This window comes from Agrobacterium vitis (genome assembly GCF_014926405.1).
In the GTDB taxonomy this organism is placed as follows: Bacteria; Pseudomonadota; Alphaproteobacteria; order Rhizobiales; family Rhizobiaceae; genus Allorhizobium; species Allorhizobium vitis_H.
Genome location: NZ_JACXXJ020000005.1, coordinates 3012308 through 3029551, shown reverse-complemented (window position 1 = coordinate 3029551; position 17244 = coordinate 3012308). Strand labels below are relative to the sequence as shown.

General features: G+C 56.2%; 15 protein-coding genes and 1 tRNA gene. 11 read left to right on the top strand and 5 right to left on the bottom strand.

Annotated features, from left to right (window positions below):
* Positions 1 to 77: 77 nt before the first annotated feature.
* From IEI95_RS25455 to IEI95_RS25445, 3 genes are all read right to left on the bottom strand, one after another.
* Positions 78 to 1457, bottom strand: a complete 1380-nt coding sequence (locus tag IEI95_RS25455; RefSeq protein WP_156532491.1) for an MFS transporter — start codon at positions 1455 to 1457, stop codon at positions 78 to 80.
* Between the two features lie 442 nt (positions 1458 to 1899).
* Positions 1900 to 1975 (bottom strand) — tRNA-Ala (locus IEI95_RS25450).
* Positions 1976 to 2126: 151 nt separating this feature from the next.
* A complete protein-coding gene (locus tag IEI95_RS25445) occupies positions 2127 to 2513 on the bottom strand; it encodes a TIGR02300 family protein (RefSeq protein ID WP_060719389.1) in 387 nt (128 codons plus the stop codon).
* Positions 2514 to 2782: 269 nt separating this feature from the next.
* Between IEI95_RS25445 and cmk the strand changes: the two genes are divergently transcribed.
* The 3 genes from cmk to mbfA all read left to right on the top strand — a co-directional run bounded on the left by cmk (position 2783) and on the right by mbfA (position 6444).
* On the top strand, positions 2783 to 3427 hold the full coding sequence (gene cmk, locus IEI95_RS25440) for a (d)CMP kinase (RefSeq protein ID WP_194417365.1): 645 nt from the start codon (positions 2783 to 2785) through the stop codon (positions 3425 to 3427).
* A 168-nt stretch (positions 3428 to 3595) separates the two neighbouring features.
* A complete protein-coding gene (rpsA, locus tag IEI95_RS25435; protein WP_060719485.1) occupies positions 3596 to 5299 on the top strand; it encodes a 30S ribosomal protein S1 in 1704 nt (567 codons plus the stop codon).
* A 161-nt stretch (positions 5300 to 5460) separates the two neighbouring features.
* Entirely contained in the window at positions 5461 to 6444 is a 984-nt protein-coding gene (gene mbfA / locus IEI95_RS25430; RefSeq protein ID WP_194417167.1) for an iron exporter MbfA, read from the top strand.
* A gap of 64 nt (positions 6445 to 6508) precedes the next feature.
* On the opposite strand, the gene IEI95_RS25425 is transcribed toward mbfA, so the two are convergent.
* Positions 6509 to 7123: a transglutaminase-like cysteine peptidase gene (locus IEI95_RS25425; RefSeq protein WP_041696079.1), complete on the bottom strand. Its 615-nt coding sequence runs from the start codon at positions 7121 to 7123 to the stop codon at positions 6509 to 6511.
* A gap of 175 nt (positions 7124 to 7298) precedes the next feature.
* Positions 7299 to 8108, bottom strand: a complete 810-nt coding sequence (locus IEI95_RS25420; protein ID WP_194417166.1) for an alpha/beta fold hydrolase — start codon at positions 8106 to 8108, stop codon at positions 7299 to 7301.
* Between the two features lie 203 nt (positions 8109 to 8311).
* Between IEI95_RS25420 and infC the strand changes: the two genes are divergently transcribed.
* The 8 genes from infC to pheT all read left to right on the top strand — a co-directional run bounded on the left by infC (position 8312) and on the right by pheT (position 17234).
* Complete coding sequence (gene infC / locus IEI95_RS25415; protein ID WP_041696081.1) at positions 8312 to 8848, top strand: translation initiation factor IF-3; 537 nt, start codon at positions 8312 to 8314, stop codon at positions 8846 to 8848.
* A gap of 1442 nt (positions 8849 to 10290) precedes the next feature.
* A complete protein-coding gene (locus IEI95_RS25410) occupies positions 10291 to 10959 on the top strand; it encodes a response regulator transcription factor (RefSeq protein ID WP_012654652.1) in 669 nt (222 codons plus the stop codon).
* On the top strand, positions 10953 to 12308 hold the full coding sequence (locus IEI95_RS25405; RefSeq protein ID WP_156532486.1) for a sensor histidine kinase: 1356 nt from the start codon (positions 10953 to 10955) through the stop codon (positions 12306 to 12308). Before IEI95_RS25410 ends, IEI95_RS25405 begins: the two co-directional genes overlap by 7 nt.
* Positions 12309 to 12535: 227 nt before the next feature.
* Positions 12536 to 12739 (top strand): 50S ribosomal protein L35, encoded by a 204-nt coding sequence (gene rpmI / locus IEI95_RS25400; protein ID WP_012654654.1) that lies wholly within the window; start codon positions 12536 to 12538, stop codon positions 12737 to 12739.
* A 39-nt stretch (positions 12740 to 12778) separates the two neighbouring features.
* The gene (gene rplT / locus IEI95_RS25395) at positions 12779 to 13183 is read left to right on the top strand and encodes a 50S ribosomal protein L20 (RefSeq protein ID WP_012654655.1); all 405 of its coding nucleotides are present in this window, start codon (positions 12779 to 12781) and stop codon (positions 13181 to 13183) included.
* Positions 13184 to 13309: 126 nt separating this feature from the next.
* Positions 13310 to 14395, top strand: coding sequence for a phenylalanine--tRNA ligase subunit alpha (gene pheS / locus IEI95_RS25390; RefSeq protein ID WP_156537863.1), 1086 nt, complete (start codon positions 13310 to 13312; stop codon positions 14393 to 14395).
* Positions 14395 to 14814, top strand: a complete 420-nt coding sequence (locus tag IEI95_RS25385) for a hypothetical protein (RefSeq protein WP_041696084.1) — start codon at positions 14395 to 14397, stop codon at positions 14812 to 14814. The genes pheS and IEI95_RS25385 overlap by 1 nt, the downstream gene beginning before the upstream one ends.
* On the top strand, positions 14811 to 17234 hold the full coding sequence (gene pheT, locus IEI95_RS25380; protein ID WP_194417165.1) for a phenylalanine--tRNA ligase subunit beta: 2424 nt from the start codon (positions 14811 to 14813) through the stop codon (positions 17232 to 17234). Before IEI95_RS25385 ends, pheT begins: the two co-directional genes overlap by 4 nt.
* Positions 17235 to 17244: the final 10 nt, after the last annotated feature.

The window sequence follows — 17244 nt, the reverse complement described above, 5'->3', positions numbered from 1 at the left end:
AAACAGCGACAGCATGGTGCATTCAGAAGGGTGCATCATGCTGTCGCAACGTGTGTTTGAACGCGAGTGCGTTTGGGCTACGCCTTTGCCATGGAATGCGCACGCATACGATTATACTCGTCCTTGCTGATCGGCTTTGCCGTCTTGTTGCCCAGCTCATCGATACTGATTCGGTAGGTTTCCCGGGCAGAGAGTGCGGCCAGTGCTGAGATCACGGTAACGGCGAGCGTCCAGCATCCGATGACGATGGGAATATTCAGCGAGCCGGGCGGTGCAACGGCGGTAAACAGGGCCGGGAACAGCGCCGTGATCGCGGTCCCGACATTCTGCGCGATAGCCATTGAAGAGACGCGGATGCGGCTCTGAAACAATTCCGGATAGAATGACGGGAAAACGGCGTTATATCCCTGATAGATCACACCCCACATCAACAGCGACATGACGATGGCCATCGGGACATTGTGAATGCTGATCGCATAGAGATAGCCAAACGACAAAGCGCCAGACAGCAATGCGCCGATGATGATCGGTGGCCTGCGGCCAATACGGTCGGAAAGGCCGCCGATAAAGGGAATGACCAGAACGGCAACAATATTGCCGAGAACCGGAATCCACAGGTAGACGTCCTTGCTGAAGCCGACACCGTAAGCTGGCTGCACGGCATAGGCCGCGCCGAACACTGTTGTCACCGTTGGAATGACGTTCATAAGCGACATGCACATGACGCGGATGATATCGGCCCAGCCATGGCGGAAAGCCTCGACAATGGGCGCTTTCGGGACCGCACCACTTTCGCTGGCGTTGATGAAGGTCGGTGTCTCCTCAACCAGACGGCGGATGACAAAGCCGACGATTACCACGAAGATCGACAGGAGGAAGGGAATACGCCAGCCCCAGCTGTTGAACGCTGCGGGTTCCATATAGTGGGCGAGCGGCAGAAACACGGCGGCAGCCAGAATCTGTCCCGCCTGGACGCCCTGAAGTGCGAAGGATGCGAAAAAGCCCCGTCGGCCGGTTGGTGCATGTTCCAGAATCATTGACGATGCACCCGAAATTTCACCGGCGACAGCAAAGCCCTGGATCAGGCGAAGCACGACCAGAAAAATCGGAGCCCAGATGCCGATTTGCTCATAGGTGGGCAACAGGCCGACCATCAGTGTCGAAAAGCCCATGAGAAACAGGCAGGTCAGCATCATTTTTTTACGTCCGTAAACGTCGCCCATGTGACCCAGAACGAAGGCACCGATTGGGCGGCTGACATAGCCCACGCCATAGGTCGTCAGTGATGCGACGATTGCGGTTGTCGGATCTGCGGATGGAAAAAACAGCTGAGGAAAAACCAGCGCTGCGGCGGTGGCGTAAATGAAGAAATCATAATATTCCAGCGCGGAGCCAATCCAGCCGCTGGCAGTGGCGACACGAGATTGTCTGTGCGCTTTTTCACGATCTAAGGACATATCTGTTCCCTCCCAACAAGCATTTCATCAGTGGGATGAGGAAAAAGCCAAATTGCCAGCCCTCCGGTGACAATTCAATAAACGCAATTTTACCCACCAATGATAGTAAATTAATTTATTACAACCAAAATCCGGTCCGACCATAATAAGGTCAAAGCGGATGTACAACCCAAAAGCACCAATATCCTTCAGGCCAATGATGGAGCATCAAGCCGAATGCGTAATCGCGCGGGTCCTGGTCGCAATTGATTTTGAGTGGGTGACCGGGACGCTCGGATTATTGCTTGTGCCGCATCCCCGTTGGCAGAATAGGCAACTGTTAACAAGCGCTCTGATGGAGAAAACGCCAATTTTCAGAAAAATCGATTCGCTTATTGTTCAGCGCCAGAGGTATCTCACGGAACAGATCGCCGAGTACTCAAATCTCTACAGAAAGGGGGTTTGGTGGAGCTAAGCGGGATCGAACCGCTGACCTCTTGCATGCCATGCAAGCGCTCTCCCAGCTGAGCTATAGCCCCAAAAGGGTCCGACATTTGCCGGGTCCGGGAACCGTGTGAAGCAGTGCTTCGTTCGGTGTGGCGGCTTCATACGTGCTGCTTTTGCACATGACAAGCCAAAAAATGCGCCCCCGGATGTTTTTTTGTCATCCGGGGGCGAAGAGCTGTTGAATCAGACTTCGTCGTCGTCGCCGGTCACGCCGATAATGCCGGACATGTCGTCGTCTTCGTCGTCTTCATCGGCTTCCAGGAAGGTGTCGTCATCGTCGTCGCCGATTTCGACATCGTCATCGCCGATATCTGGAATGTCGTCGCCACCGGCTGCATCGTCCGCGTCTTCCAGCGAAACCAGTTCGACATCGGTGTTCTCGGTATCGACTTCCGCGACCTCTTCCTCTTCAGCCTTTTCCATGATGGCGGCTACCGAGGTCTCTTCAAAGTAAGAGAGCGGCCAGGATTTCTTCGTATAGGGAGATACGACCGGATCATTGTTCAGATCGTAGAATTTCTTGCCGGTGTCGGGGCAAGTGCGTTTGGTTCCAAGTTCTGCCTTCGCCACTGTCAAAGCCTCATGAAATCGTTGGAAAAGAGGGCATGCGCCAAGGACCCGGACCCGAAGGCCGGTCCAACTGTCGTCGGTCCCTTAATCGTTGTACTGGCTTCTGTCAAAGGCAAACTGGCTGGTTGATCCGCAGGCTTGCAGCTTTCGCGCCAGCTAGAGACCTGAATGGCCAGCGATGAAGCGGGGATGACCTTGGACCTCGGGTGTGCTACGGGGCCGTGCAACATGAGGTATGCAGACAGGAAGAGGATGGCTGTTTGACTGAGGTGACGGGAAACACGTTTGTAATCGCCATCGATGGTCCTGCGGCTGCCGGCAAGGGAACGCTGTCACGCCGCATCGCCGACAGTTACGGCTTTCATCATCTGGACACCGGCCTGACCTACCGCGCTACGGCAAAGGCGCTTCTGGAAAAAAGCCTGCCGCTCGATAATGAGGCTGTTGCCGAGCAGGTGGCGCTGGGGCTCGATCTGGCCGGTCTGGACCGGGAGGTTCTGGCCAAGCACGATATCGGCGAGGCTGCCTCTAAGATCGCCGTCATGCCAGCCGTGCGCCGCGCTCTGGTCGAGGCGCAGCGACGGTTCGCGCTGAAAGCCCCCGGCACGGTGCTGGACGGGCGCGATATCGGCACCGTTGTCTGCCCGGATGCGGCGGTCAAGCTCTATGTGACGGCCTCTCCGCAAGTGCGCGCCCGGCGCCGCTATGACGAGATTGTCGCCCATGGCGGTGTGGCCGATTATCCGGCGGTTTTTGAGGATGTGAAGCGGCGCGACGAGCGCGACATGGGCCGCGCCGACAGCCCGTTGAAACCTGCTGAAGACGCGCACTTGCTAGATACGTCCGAAATGAGTATAGAGGCGGCGTTTCAAGCTGCGCGTTCCTTGATCGATGCGGCATTGAAAAACAATTAGCATGCATTCAGCAGGCAGGACCGACGATCGGTTTTGTCTGGACCAGCCGAAACCAGCGTCCTTGCGCCGGGTTGTCCTTGTTATAAGGGCGGACGCGGGATCGGCCGTTATCAACACCAACCCACCGGCGCACTGCGCATTCCCAAGGGGATGCGATTAGGAGATTTCATGTCTGTTTCTACCCCGACACGGGACGATTTTGCGGCCCTGCTGGAAGAATCCTTCGCAAAGACCGATCTGGCCGAAGGCTATGTTGCCAAGGGCATCGTGACGGCCATCGAGAAGGACGTCGCAATCGTTGACGTCGGCCTCAAGGTCGAAGGCCGCGTTCCGCTGAAGGAATTTGGCGCCCGCGCCAAGGACGGCCAGCTGAAAGTTGGCGACGAAGTTGAAGTTTACGTCGAGCGCATTGAAAACGCGCTGGGCGAAGCTGTTCTGTCGCGCGAAAAGGCCCGTCGCGAAGAAAGCTGGATCAAGCTTGAAGCCAAGTTCGAAGCTGGTGAGCGCGTCGAAGGCGTTATCTTCAACCAGGTCAAGGGTGGCTTCACCGTCGATCTCGACGGCGCCGTTGCCTTCCTGCCGCGCTCTCAGGTGGATATCCGCCCGATCCGCGACGTGACCCCGCTGATGCACAACCCGCAGCCCTTCGAAATCCTCAAGATGGACAAGCGTCGCGGCAACATCGTGGTTTCGCGCCGTACGGTTCTCGAAGAGTCCCGCGCCGAGCAGCGTTCTGAAATCGTTCAGAACCTCGAAGAAGGCCAGGTTGTTGAAGGCGTCGTCAAGAACATCACCGATTACGGCGCGTTCGTTGACCTCGGCGGCATCGACGGCCTGTTGCATGTTACCGACATGGCATGGCGTCGTGTGAACCATCCTTCGGAAATCCTGTCCATCGGCCAGTCGGTCAAGGTTCAGATCATCCGTATCAACCAGGAAACCCACCGCATCTCGCTCGGCATGAAGCAGCTCGAGTCGGATCCTTGGGATGGCATTGCTGCCAAGTACCCGGTTGGCAAGAAGATCTCCGGTACCGTGACCAACATCACCGACTACGGTGCATTTGTTGAGCTGGAGCCGGGCATCGAAGGCCTGATCCACATTTCCGAAATGTCCTGGACCAAGAAGAACGTTCATCCTGGCAAGATCCTGTCCACCAGCCAGGAAGTTGACGTGGTTGTTCTCGAAGTCGATCCGTCCAAGCGTCGTATCTCGCTTGGCCTGAAGCAGACCCTCGAAAACCCATGGCAGGCATTTGCCTACAGCCATCCGGCTGGCGCTGAAGTCGAAGGCGAAGTCAAGAACAAGACCGAATTCGGCCTGTTCATCGGCCTCGAAGGCGACGTTGACGGCATGGTTCACCTGTCGGATCTCGACTGGAACCGTCCAGGCGAGCAGGTCATCGAAGAATACAACAAGGGCGACGTCGTTCGCGCCGTTGTTCTCGATGTGGATGTCGAAAAGGAGCGTATTTCGCTCGGCATCAAGCAGCTCGGTAAGGACTCGGTCGGTGATGCCGCCGCTTCCGGCGATCTGCGCAAGAATGCTGTCGTGTCCTGCGAAGTGATCGCGGTCAATGACGGTGGCGTCGAAGTCAAGCTCGTCAACCATGAAGACATCGTGTCCTTCATCCGCCGCGCCGACCTCGCTCGTGACCGTGACGACCAGCGTCCTGAGCGTTTCTCCGTTGGCCAGGTTTTTGACGCTCGCGTCACGAACTTCTCCAAGAAGGATCGCAAGGTCATGCTGTCGATCAAGGCGCTGGAAATCGCTGAAGAGAAGGAAGCTGTTGCTCAGTTCGGTTCGTCCGATAGTGGCGCTTCGCTCGGCGACATCCTGGGCGCAGCCCTGAAGAACCGCAGCAACGACTAATCGTCGCGGTTTAGAAAATTAAAAACCCGCCGGGCAGCAATGTCCGGCGGGTTTTTCTTTGGCTTGATGGTTGCGGGCGTGATGATTGCTGAAAACGGCTCTTGCCGCCCATCGAGCAATGCTCTAAATTTAGAATTATTCTAAATTGGAGGACGGCCATCATGTTTCGCACCTTATTCGCCTCTGCGAAGCGGCGTCTGGATAGTCTGAACGAACAGGAAGTTCTTGCGCTGGCGATTTCGTCTGAGGAAGACGATGCGCGGATCTATCTGGCCTATGCGGAGCGGTTGAAAGAGCAATATCCCCAATCTGCCAAGGTCTTCCAGGATATGGCGGAGGTGGAGCACACTCACCGCAACATGCTGATTGACATGCACCGCCAACGGTTTGGCGAGCACATTCCTTTGATTCGCCGGGAGCACGTTCAGGGTTTCATGACGCGCAAGCCCGATTGGCTTCAGGCCCAGCTTTCCGTCGATCAGGTGCGCGAAGAGGCGGAAGCCATGGAGCGTTCTGCGTATAATTTTTATGTCGAGGCCCAGAAACATGTCTCGGACGCCCGCACAAGAGCGCTTCTCGGCGATCTGGCGATGGCGGAGCAGGGTCACGAGGATGTGGCCCATATGTTGGGCGAAAAGCATCGGCCGGAGGACGTCCAGAAGCTGGAACAGGAAACCGCCAAGCGGCAGTTCGTTCTCACCTATGTGCAGCCGGGCCTTGCCGGATTGATGGATGGTTCGGTTTCGACGCTCGCGCCGATCTTTGCGGCGGCCTTTGCTACCGGTGATACCTGGCAGACCTTTTTGGTCGGCCTCTCGGCCTCGGTGGGGGCGGGTATTTCCATGGGCTTCACAGAAGCGTCTCATGACGACGGCAAGATTTCCGGCCGAGGTTCACCGATCAAGCGCGGCCTGGCCTGCGGCATCATGACAGCGTTGGGTGGCCTTGGCCATGCGCTGCCTTATCTCATTCCGCATTTCTGGACGGCGACAGCGACGGCGGGTGTGGTGGTGTTCATCGAATTATGGGCCATCGCCTTCATCCAGAATAAATATATGGAAACGCCGTTCTGGCGTGCGGCCATGCAGGTGGTGCTAGGCGGTTCGTTGGTTCTGGCCGCCGGTATCCTGATCGGCAATGGTTGAAATAGTCCATGAAAAAGGCCTGGAGCGTTTCCACATCCAGGCCTTTTACTGATTGTCTGTTAACCTATTTCAACGCCGCGACTGGAACATCCTTGCCGCTTTCAATCGTGACCCAACGACCGGTATCGAAGCTCGCCTGCCGTTTCAGATAGGTATAGGAGGTTTGGCTCCAGAGTTTGACGTCATCAACCAGATTATCGAGAATATAGTCGCCTGCGGATGTGCGCAGCGTCAGTACCGCATGGCCTTCGCCATCGGCTTTGCGCACGACGGTAATCAAAAGATCCGCTTCAGAAAATCCGGCCTGGAGAAGGCGCTTGCGCTTCAAGAGAACGAAATCTTCACAATCGCCGGCGTCAACGGGGTATTCCCACCATTCTTCGCGGCCATAGACGTCCATATCGGTCATCGGGGTGATGGATTTGTTCACATCCATGTTGACGGCGTGAACAATATCCCAACCGTGTTCCGTAACCTGGCGGGCAGGGGCGGGCTTGCTGCGCACCTGGCATTCGGCCTTGTAGCGCAGGCAAAATTCGTAATGGCCAATGGGCTGCGAGGTGATGCCACCGGTAACCATCGAGGCTGGAACAGCCGATGTCATATCCGCAGCCGCATTGCCCGCGAAAAACAGCGGAAGTGCCAGAAATGCTGCCAGAGCTGAAAGCCTGAAGGTCATGAGACGTCCCTTGAATTCTTAACAAAGAGTTAAGATTACCAAGGGCAGAGAGTCAATCGTTCCAAGGTCGAGGGGCGGCTCAATCGGCCAATATGGTTAAAATCCGTTAATGAGTGTGAAGTTTTTGTCGCATTTTTGCCGAATGGCTCAAGAGGCTTGGGTTTGGCCTCAGCCTTCATGGCCGTGGTTCGATCATGGCGCGAATGGCGTTGCGCATCCGGTCGATGTCCTGCGGACGCGACAGGCGATGATCGCCGTCACGCACCAATGTCAACACAACATCGTCGGCGGGCAGGTGTTCAACCAGTTTCAGCGCATGCTGGTAGGGTACATCAGGATCGGCCATGCCTTGCAGGATATGGACGGGGCAGCCGGTGTCGATCATGCCGGACATCACCCGATTAGCGCGCCCGTCTTCCATGAGCGCACGCGTGAAGATATTCGGCTCCGGGCTATACTCCGAGACCTCCTCGAAATAGCCTTTCTCGGCTAGGTCTTTCCGCTCCCGGTCGCCAAGCAGTGGCTCGATCAAGTCCGACGTGAAGTCGGGCGCTGGTGCGATCAACACCATTCCTGACACCTGGGTCGGATTGTCGTGGCGGGCTTTCAGTTCCTGGATCAGTCGCAATGCAATCCACCCACCCATGGAGGAGCCGACCAAAATGGCCTTTTCCGGTTTGAAGTGATCGAGAACGGCAAGAGCCTCTTCCAGCCAGCGGGAAATAGTGCCGTCGCGAAAGGCCCCACCAGAGGCGCCATGCCCGGAATAATCGAAGCGGATCGCTCCAACTCCAAGAGACGCGGCCAGATCGTCCATTTCCAGTGCCTTAGTGCCCGTCATGTCGGACCGGTAGCCGCCAAGCCAGATGCAGGTGGGCCGTTCGTCTTGCGCTGGCGCCCGTACCAGCGCGGCTATGCTGCGCGCATCGCTTCCCTGTCCCACGGTGATGGGATGGGTTTCTATTGGGCGTCCGACATTGGTCATGATTGTCTCCTGCTTTGGCCTATAAGGTATAAAACAGATTCTTCTCTTCACGACAGCAGGTGATTTTTTTAAAAAACTATGCTATCAACCTCTGAACAGTGGTCCGAGAGAGTGCCCAGCCTTGCAAGGCGGGGCAATCGGGCCTATCTGACGTTCCGAAATCGCCTATTTGACTATCCGAAATTATTGAGGAGAATACGACCATTCGCAGACCGTTCAAAGCCGATGCCCCCGTTAAGGACGGGCCGCGCTCCAACCGGGAGATCCGGGTTCCAAAGGTCCAGTTGATTGACGCAGAAGGCCAGAATCTCGGCGCCGTGCCGACGGACCAGGCGCTCCGCATGGCGGAAGAAGCCGGTCTCGATCTGGTCGAAATTTCGCCGAATGCTGAACCGCCCGTTTGCAAGATCCTGGACCTTGGCAAGCTGAAATACGCCAACCAGAAGAAGGCGGCAGAAGCGCGCAAGAAACAGAAAATCGTTGAAGTCAAAGAAATCAAGATGCGCCCGAACATCGACACCCATGACTATGAGGTGAAGATGAAGTCGATGTCGCGGTTCTTTGAAGACGGCGATAAGGTCAAGGTCACCCTGAAGTTCCGTGGCCGCGAAATGGCCCACCAGGAACTGGGCATGAAATTGCTCATGCAGGTGAAGGAAGACACAGTCGAGGTTGCCAAGGTTGAAGCTGAACCCAAGCTCGAAGGTCGTCAGATGATGATGGTGCTGGCCCCTAAATAATCCAGCGGCGTGTCAGTCGGACCCGCGAGCATCTGCCAGTTTAAAGCGACATGCGTTTTATCGAGCGCAGGTCGCTTTTTTACGTAAAGTATCTTGTCGCCTTCGAACACGTAAACCTGACAAAATCCTGACAAGGCCGTCAGCGCGGTGTCAGTGGTCTTTTGGCATTGTCATTTTCAGCAGACGGGATTTACCCCACGTCCCCACAACGTTCCCGGTCTGTTATGTCATCCTATGCCCCTGGGTGACAACCAGGCTCTTAGCCTATTGGAAACTCCGCCGTCTCTAAATGGAACGGCGGAGTTCCTTATTCGGGAGTGTGCAGATTTATGCACTTTTGTGGTCTATCCAAATAAATTATGTCATTTATATTTGCGATGAAGGTCAATTGAGAAGTGAAATTTAATTTCAATTGAAATTTATTGAATTTTGCATCAGAAAAATTTCGAAAATTCAAAAAATACTGGTGATACATTTGTTTCAATTGTTATTTAACTTTACAGCTATTGGCGGTCTCTATATTCAAATAGCCCTATACGAATCAACCTGAGAATGCCGTCGGATCGCCTTGCGCATCACACGTCGCGTTGACTGGATAATTTATCTGAGGTCCAATGGGATTTTATGACTGAATACAGGCAGCCGAGCGCCGATTAAATTTTGTCAGCCAGTGTCGCCCTCTGCCTATACCGGAATGGACATGAGAAGCAGCTCAACGGAAGATGGAAAAAAGGAGGTTGCCAGAGCAATCCGGCACCAACTTTTGTGTCTGAGATGGTTTGCGAAAGGCGGGCAAGACGGCTGCCGCGTCTACGGTCGGTGTGTGGCGGCAATCCTGTTTCTTGTATCCCTGTTCTTTACCAGTCTTGTCATGGCCTCTGACAATCGCAGTGGGCCTCCAAGCGGTGGGCCTCCAGGCGGTGGCCCTCCTGGTGGATGGCGAGGCGGCGATCCGCCGAGTGGTGGCCCTCCTAGTTTTTCAGGCTCTCCTGGACCTTTTGGCAGCAGGCCCGGCGGGGGAGGTCCAGGTGGAACTCCGAACGGCTCGTTTACAGATGACGATCCGAGCGTTGTTCGGCCACAGGTGCTGGACGGCGTCAAAAGTGGCCGCTATCGTTCGTTACGAGAGGTGCTTGGCAATCTCAAACTGCCTGAAGGTTCGCGGTTGATCGACGTGGATTTACGCTATCTCTCCAACGGTGATTTTTACTTGCTGACCATAAAGGACATGTCCGGGCGGTTTCGCACCTTGAAAGTGGATGCGCGGACCGGGAAACTGGCACGATAAATCTGACAGCGACTGCCTACACTGTATCGTGCCGAAAAGTGGAAACCGGTTTTTGGACAAGACTATACAAACAAAATCCTATAGCGCCATGCACGATATAATCTTGCGCGGATTGTAACTTCTTTCACGGCGGTCTTTTGGAGAGCATTGAATCTTGCGTATTTTACTGGCTGAAGACGATGCCAATATCGGGCGCCATGTGGCGGAGACGCTGAGAGGCGAGGGCTACGAGGTGACCTTGGTCAACAAGGGGCCGGATGTCTGGGAGGCTGGAGAGGATACCGGCCTCGGCGCCATCATTCTCGACCTCGGTCTGCCCGGGCTGGATGGGCTTTCGATTTTAAGGCGATGGCGCAAGGATAGGATCCAGACACCCGTTCTGGTTCTGACGGCGCGAGGGTCCTGGATGGAAAGGGTCGATGGTTTCGATGCCGGGGCGGATGACTATCTTCCGAAACCGTTCCGCACAGAGGAGTTGTTGGCCCGGCTTCGCGCATTGTTGCGGCGCGCTGGAAAAACCAGCCATACCCTGTTTTCAGCCGGGCGTTTTCAGGTGGATGAGGCCGGTCGGACCGTCACCTTCAATGGTGCCCTGTTGGAGGTCAGCCCGCTGGAGTTTCGATTGATCCAGATTCTCGTCCAAAACAAGGGCCGGGTGTTTTCAGCGTATGAGATCGCCACCCAGATCCAGGGCCGCGATGACGATGCTTCGAAAAATGCAGTCGAAGCCATGGTGGCGCGGATCCGCAAGAAAACGGATGCCAGTGCTATCGAAACACGGCGCGGCTTTGGTTACGTCGTGCCAGACGAAAATTCATGCTGAGATCACTGCGCTTCAGGCTCGCGATCGGCTCCTTCCTGGCAATCGGGCTGGCGCTGATGGTCCTTTGGTTCTCGGTCGGTTATTTGTTCATCAACTATGTCGGTCAGCAATTCAAAACCGAGATGAATGTCACTATCAATATCATTGCCTCCCGCCTCAAGGTGGAAAATGGCAAGATTGATATCGTCTCGCCACCCGCAGATCCGCGCTTTTCCACGGTCAGCGGCGGACGTTACTGGCAAGTATGGACGCCTGATGGCCGCAGCCTGCGGTCGCGGTCGCTATGGGATGTGGAACTGCCCCGAACTGGATTGCATCAGGAAGGTCCATTCGATTTCAGTCGCGCGCAGGGACCCGATGGTGAGGATATTTTGCTGCTCCGCAGCGAAATCAAAATCTCGGATGAAGGCATAGACTATCCGGTTATCATCTATGCCGGATTTCCTTTGGCCAACCTGATGGAGCCGCTCGATCAGCATCGGGAGCGCTCGCGTTCCGTCATGCTGATCACTGCCCTGGTTTTGCTGGGTGCGGCGCTGCTCCAGGCCCGGGTGGTATTGCAACCACTGACACGTGTGCGAAACCAGGTGTCGATGGTCCGGGCCGGTCAGTTGCGGGTGATGGATGACGGCGTGCCGCTTGAAGTGATGCCGCTTGTCGAGGAGATCAATCTCTTGCTCACCGAACGGCAATACACGATCGAGAAGGCGCGTAGCAGGGCCAGCGACCTGGCGCATGGATTGAAAACACCGCTGACGGTGTTGGCGCAAATGGTGCAGCATCTGCCTTCCGCCGAGCGAGAAGCGGCTTTCGAGCAAATCAACCTGGTGCGCCAGCGAGCCGACCGGCAATTGCAGGCTGCCCGCCTTGGTGTCGAGCAGATGCAGGTAACCGACATGGAAAGCCTGATAGGCAAACTGGTCAAGGTTCTTGACCCGATTGCCCGGGCGCGAGAGCTTGCCTGGGATGTCGAGGTGGAGCAAGGCTTGGCGATTGAGGCCGACGCTGCCGATCTTGCCGAAGCGATCGGCAATATTCTCGACAATGCAACGAAATGGGCCACCTCGGTCATTCACGTCCGCGCGTTTGGGGATCGGGACATGGCGATGATCGTCATTGGTGATGATGGGCCGGGTGTGCGCCCGCAAGACCGGCAGCAGGTGCTGCGCCGGGGCGAATTTCTGGACGCAGACCAAGGCGGTTCCGGTCTGGGGCTCGCGATCTGCGCTGATATTATGACCGCTTATGGCGGCAATCTCAGCCTGGATCAGGCCGATATTGGCGGCTTGCTTGTTACGCTGCAATTTCCCCGCAATGGCGGCCGTCAGATTCCGGCTCACCCGATCTGATGGCAGGTCACTTGGCCTAGATAACGCGCTTAAGCCAACAATTTTTCAGTGTTGGCAGGCCGCAAAAGCGATTTTTGCCTCGCGCCATTGAATCCCGTTGCACTTTACCGGGCCTGCGGTTATAAGCGCCCGTCCGAACGGTCCGGCAGGGCATGCCGTGGCCGTTCTTTATGCTTGAAAACAGGCCTCGTCTGCCTGTTTCGATACAAGAACAATGGAGTAGCAAAATGCCCAAGATGAAGACGAAGTCCTCCGCCAAGAAGCGGTTCAAGATCACTGCCTCCGGCAAGGTCCTGGCTGCTGCCGCTGGCAAGCGTCACGGCATGATCAAGCGGTCCAATAAGTTCATCCGCAATGCACGCGGAACGATGGTACTTGCCGAAGCAGACGGCAAGAAAGTCATCAAGAACTACCTGCCTAACGGTCTCTGAGACCCTTTCGCTTTTTGGATCATTCAAGGAGATCATGACATGTCACGCGTAAAACGCGGCGTTGCCGCTCATGCCAAGCACAAAAAGGTTCTGAAGGCCGCCAAGGGCTTTTATGGCCGCCGCAAGAACACCATCCGCGCTGCTAAGGCTGCGGTGGATCGTTCCAAGCAGTTCGCCTACCGCGACCGCAAGGTCAACAAGCGCAACTTCCGCGCCCTGTGGATTCAGCGTATCAACGCAGCTGTGCGCGAATCCGGCCTGACCTATGGCCGCTTCATCGACGGCCTGAACAAGGCTGGCATTGAAGTTGACCGTAAGGTTCTGTCCGACATGGCCATCCATGAGCCGGCAGCTTTCGGCGCGCTGGTTGAAGCCTCCAAGAAGGCTCTGTCCTACCTGAAGGACACCGGCACGAAGAACGAGTTTGAGACCGCTGTTAAGTAACCAGCGCGTCCCAAACTGAAATTTGGTATTGGGAAACCCGCGCTGGGAGAACTGGCGCGGGTTTTTTGTTTTTTATTTGATACTGGCGATACATCCGCTGGCGGAACATGGGCAGGAAAGACAACAATGTCCGATCTTGAGAGTTTGAAAACATCCCTTCTGGCCGACATTTCTGCCGCCAGCGACGAGGCGGGCATTGAAGCTGTGCGTCTGTCCGCCATGGGCAAGAAAGGCGCGGTCTCCGAGCTTTTGAAAACGCTGGGCTCCATGACGCCAGAAGAGCGCCAGACCCGCGGTGCCGCGATCAACGCGCTGAAAAACGAGATCACCGAACAGCTGACCGCCAAGAAGACCGAGCTGAAGGATGCCGCCATCAATGCGCGCCTGAAGGCTGAAACGCTGGATGTGTCGCTGCCCGTGCGCTCTTCGCCTGCTGAGCGTGGCCGTATTCATCCGATCAGCCAGATCGTCGATGAGATCACCGCCATTTTCGCCGATATGGGCTTTTCCATTGCCGAAGGCCCGGATATCGAAACCGACTATTACAATTTCACGGCGCTGAACTTCCCTGAAGGGCATCCGGCCCGCGAAATGCACGACACGTTCTTCCTGCAACCCGACGCCAATGGCGAGCGCAAGGTGCTGCGCACCCATACATCGCCGGTGCAGGTGCGCACCATGGAAGCGCAAAAGCCACCGATCCGCATCGTTATTCCGGGCAAGACCTACCGACAGGATTCCGACGCCACCCATTCGCCGATGTTCCATCAGGTCGAAGGTCTGGTGATTGACAAGACCGCCAATGTTGGCCATCTGCGCTGGGTTCTGGAGGAATTCTGCAAGACCTTCTTTGAGGTCGATAGCGTCACCATGCGCTTTCGTCCGTCCTTCTTCCCGTTCACGGAACCATCGTTTGAGGTGGACATCCAGTGCGACCGCTCCTCTGGCCCGATCGTCAAATTCGGCGAAGGCAAGGACTGGATGGAAATCCTCGGCTGCGGCATGGTCCACCCCAACGTGCTGCGCGCCGGCGGCCTCGACCCCGATGAATACCAGGGCTTTGCCTGGGGCATGGGCCTCGACCGCATCGCCATGCTGAAATACGGCATGCCGGACCTGCGCGACTTTTTCAACGCCGACGTCCGCTGGATGAACCACTACGGTTTTCGTCCATTGGATGTGCCGACATTGTTTGGTGGATTGAGCGTTTGATGGAGCAAGCCGTCCTCACCGCATCGCTAACGTTAACAAGTGCTGTGATTGGCGGGGCTGTTGTCGCTTGGCTTACACATTTATTGTCTTCCAGAAGAGAGAAGTACAATAAAAGACGTGAGCTGATCGTGAAGTACCTGCTTGAAACGTATGATGCTATTGCTACACCGTCCTTTGTGAGTCCGCAGGACGAAATGCAGGCGATTGAGCGTGCTGTTGATAGAGTTCAGGTTTTCGGTGATCCAGAGCTTTTAAGATTAACGAAGAAATACAGTGATGATCTTAAGGTAGATGGAAGTTCAAATACTACTGAATTGATGAAGTACGTGAGATCTCAAATTCGGCGTGAGCTAGGGCTAACGCCAACTTCTGAAGATTTTACGATCTTGAGATTCCACGAGTTGAGAGAAAAGCAATGAAATTCACACTCTCCTGGTTGAAAGACCATCTGGACACCGATGCCACGCTGGATCAGGTCTGCGAGCGCCTTACCGCCATTGGCCTTGAAGTTGAGGATGTTGATGACAAGGCGGCCTATAAGCCGTTTGTGATTGCCAAGATTTTGAGCGCGGAAAAGCATCCGTCTGCCGATCGTCTGAAAGTTCTCTCGGTCGATGCTGGTGATGGTAAGCCTGTGCAGGTGGTTTGCGGCGCGCCGAATGCGCGGGCGGGCTTGATTGGCGCGTTTGGCCGTCCGGGCATGTATGTGCCGGGGCTGGATGTGACGCTGGCGGTTGGCAATATTCGTGGCGTGGAAAGCCATGGCATGATGTGTTCTGAAAAAGAGCTCAACATGTCTGACAATCACGATGGCATTATCGATCTGCGGGATGATGCGCCTGTCGGTACCTCTTTCGCCGCCTATGCAGGCATTGATGATCCGGTCATCGAGATCAATCTCACGCCCAACCGGCCCGATTGCACCAGCATTTACGGCATTGCCCGTGATCTGGCCGCCTCCGGCCTTGGCACGTTGAAGCAGCCAAAGGCTCCAAGCTTTGCGGTGGAAGGCGAGACCTCGGTTGAGGTCAAGCTGGAGCTGGATGATGCCAAGCTTTGCCCCGGCTTTGCCTATCGCCTCGTGCGCGGCGTTAAAAATGGCCCAAGCCCTGTCTGGATGCAAAAGCGGCTGATTGCCATTGGCCTTCGCCCGATCTCGGCGCTGGTGGATGTGACCAATTACATGACCTTTGATCAAGGTCGGCCCATGCATGTGTTTGATGCCGATAAGGTCAAGGGTGTGCTGACCGTGCGCCGCGCCAAGGATGGCGAGGAAATTCTCGCGCTCGACACCCGTACCTATAAGCTGACACCCAACACCGTGGTGATTGCCGATGATAATGGCTTAGAATCCATTGGCGGTATCATGGGCGGCGAGCATTCCGGCTGCGATGAAAACACCAGTAATGTGCTTATTGAATCGGCCCTGTGGGACCCGATCAACATTGCCAAATCGGGCCGTTCGCTCGGCATCATCACCGATGCCCGCTATCGGTTTGAGCGCGGTGTTGACCCGGACTATATGGTGCCCGGCCTTGAGCGCACCACCGAGCTGGTGCTGGAGATGTGCGGCGGAAAGGCTGCAAGCGCCAAGGTGGTTGGCTATCAGGGCCACACGAAAAAGGTGGTTGATTTCCCATTCTCGGAAGTCAAGCGCCTCACTGGCCTCAATGTTTCCACCGACGAATCCCGCACCATCCTCACCGGTCTTGGCTTTGAAGTGTCGGGCGAGGGCGAAACCGTCAAGGTGGCTGTGCCATCATGGCGGCCAGATGTGGACGGCAAGGCCGATCTGGTGGAAGAGGTCATGCGTATGCATGGCGTGGATAAGATTACGCCAGAGCCTCTACCATCCATGGGCGCGGTCAACACCAAAATCCTCACCACCTTGCAGATCCGCACCCGCACAGCCAAGCGGGCGCTGGCCAGCCGTGGCATGATGGAAGCCGTGACGTGGTCGTTCATCTCGGCAGAACAGGCCGCTTTGTTTGGTGGCGGCAAGCCGGAGCTGAAACTGGTCAACCCGATTGCTGCTGACATGTCGGACATGCGCCCATCGCTGCTGCCGGGTCTGCTCACCGCTGCCCAGCGCAATGCCGACCGTGGCTTTGGCGATGTGGCGATTTTCGAAGTCTCCGGCACCTATGAAGGCGATACGCCAGAAGGTCAGCGCCGCGTGGCAGGTGGCGTGCGCCGTGGCACGGCATCGCTCGCAGGTGCTGGTCGCATGTGGTCCAACGCTGCCAAGGGCGGCGGCAAGCCAGTGGATGTCTATGACGCCAAGGCCGATGCGTTGGCCGTGCTGGAAGCCTGCGGCCTGCCGATGGGCAATGTGCAGATCGAGCAGGGTGGCCCGGAATGGTACCATCCGGGCCGCTCCGGCACCATCAAGATGGGTCCAAAGGTCGTGCTCGGCTACTTTGGTGAGTTCCACCCCAAGACGCTGGCCGCATTGGATGTTTCCGGTGCGCTCTGCGGCTTTGAGATCTATCTTGATGCCATGCAGGAGCCAAAGAAGAAGGCCACCCGCACCAAGCCTGCGCTGGATCTCTCGCCCTTGCAGATGGTGAAGCGCGATTTCGCCTTTGTGGTCGAAAAACAGGTTGAAGCGGGCGCGATCATCAAGGCTGCCACCAGCGCCGACCGCAAGCTGATCACGGGCGTCAACGTGTTTGACGTGTTTGAAGGGGCAAGCGTTGGCGAAGGCAAGAAATCGGTGGCCATTGAAGTGCTGATCCAACCATCGGACAAGACCCTGACCGATGAGGATTTTGACGCGCTGACCAAGAAGATCGTCGGCAATGTGGAGAAGACCACAGGCGGTGCGCTACGCGCCTGACATCCATCGT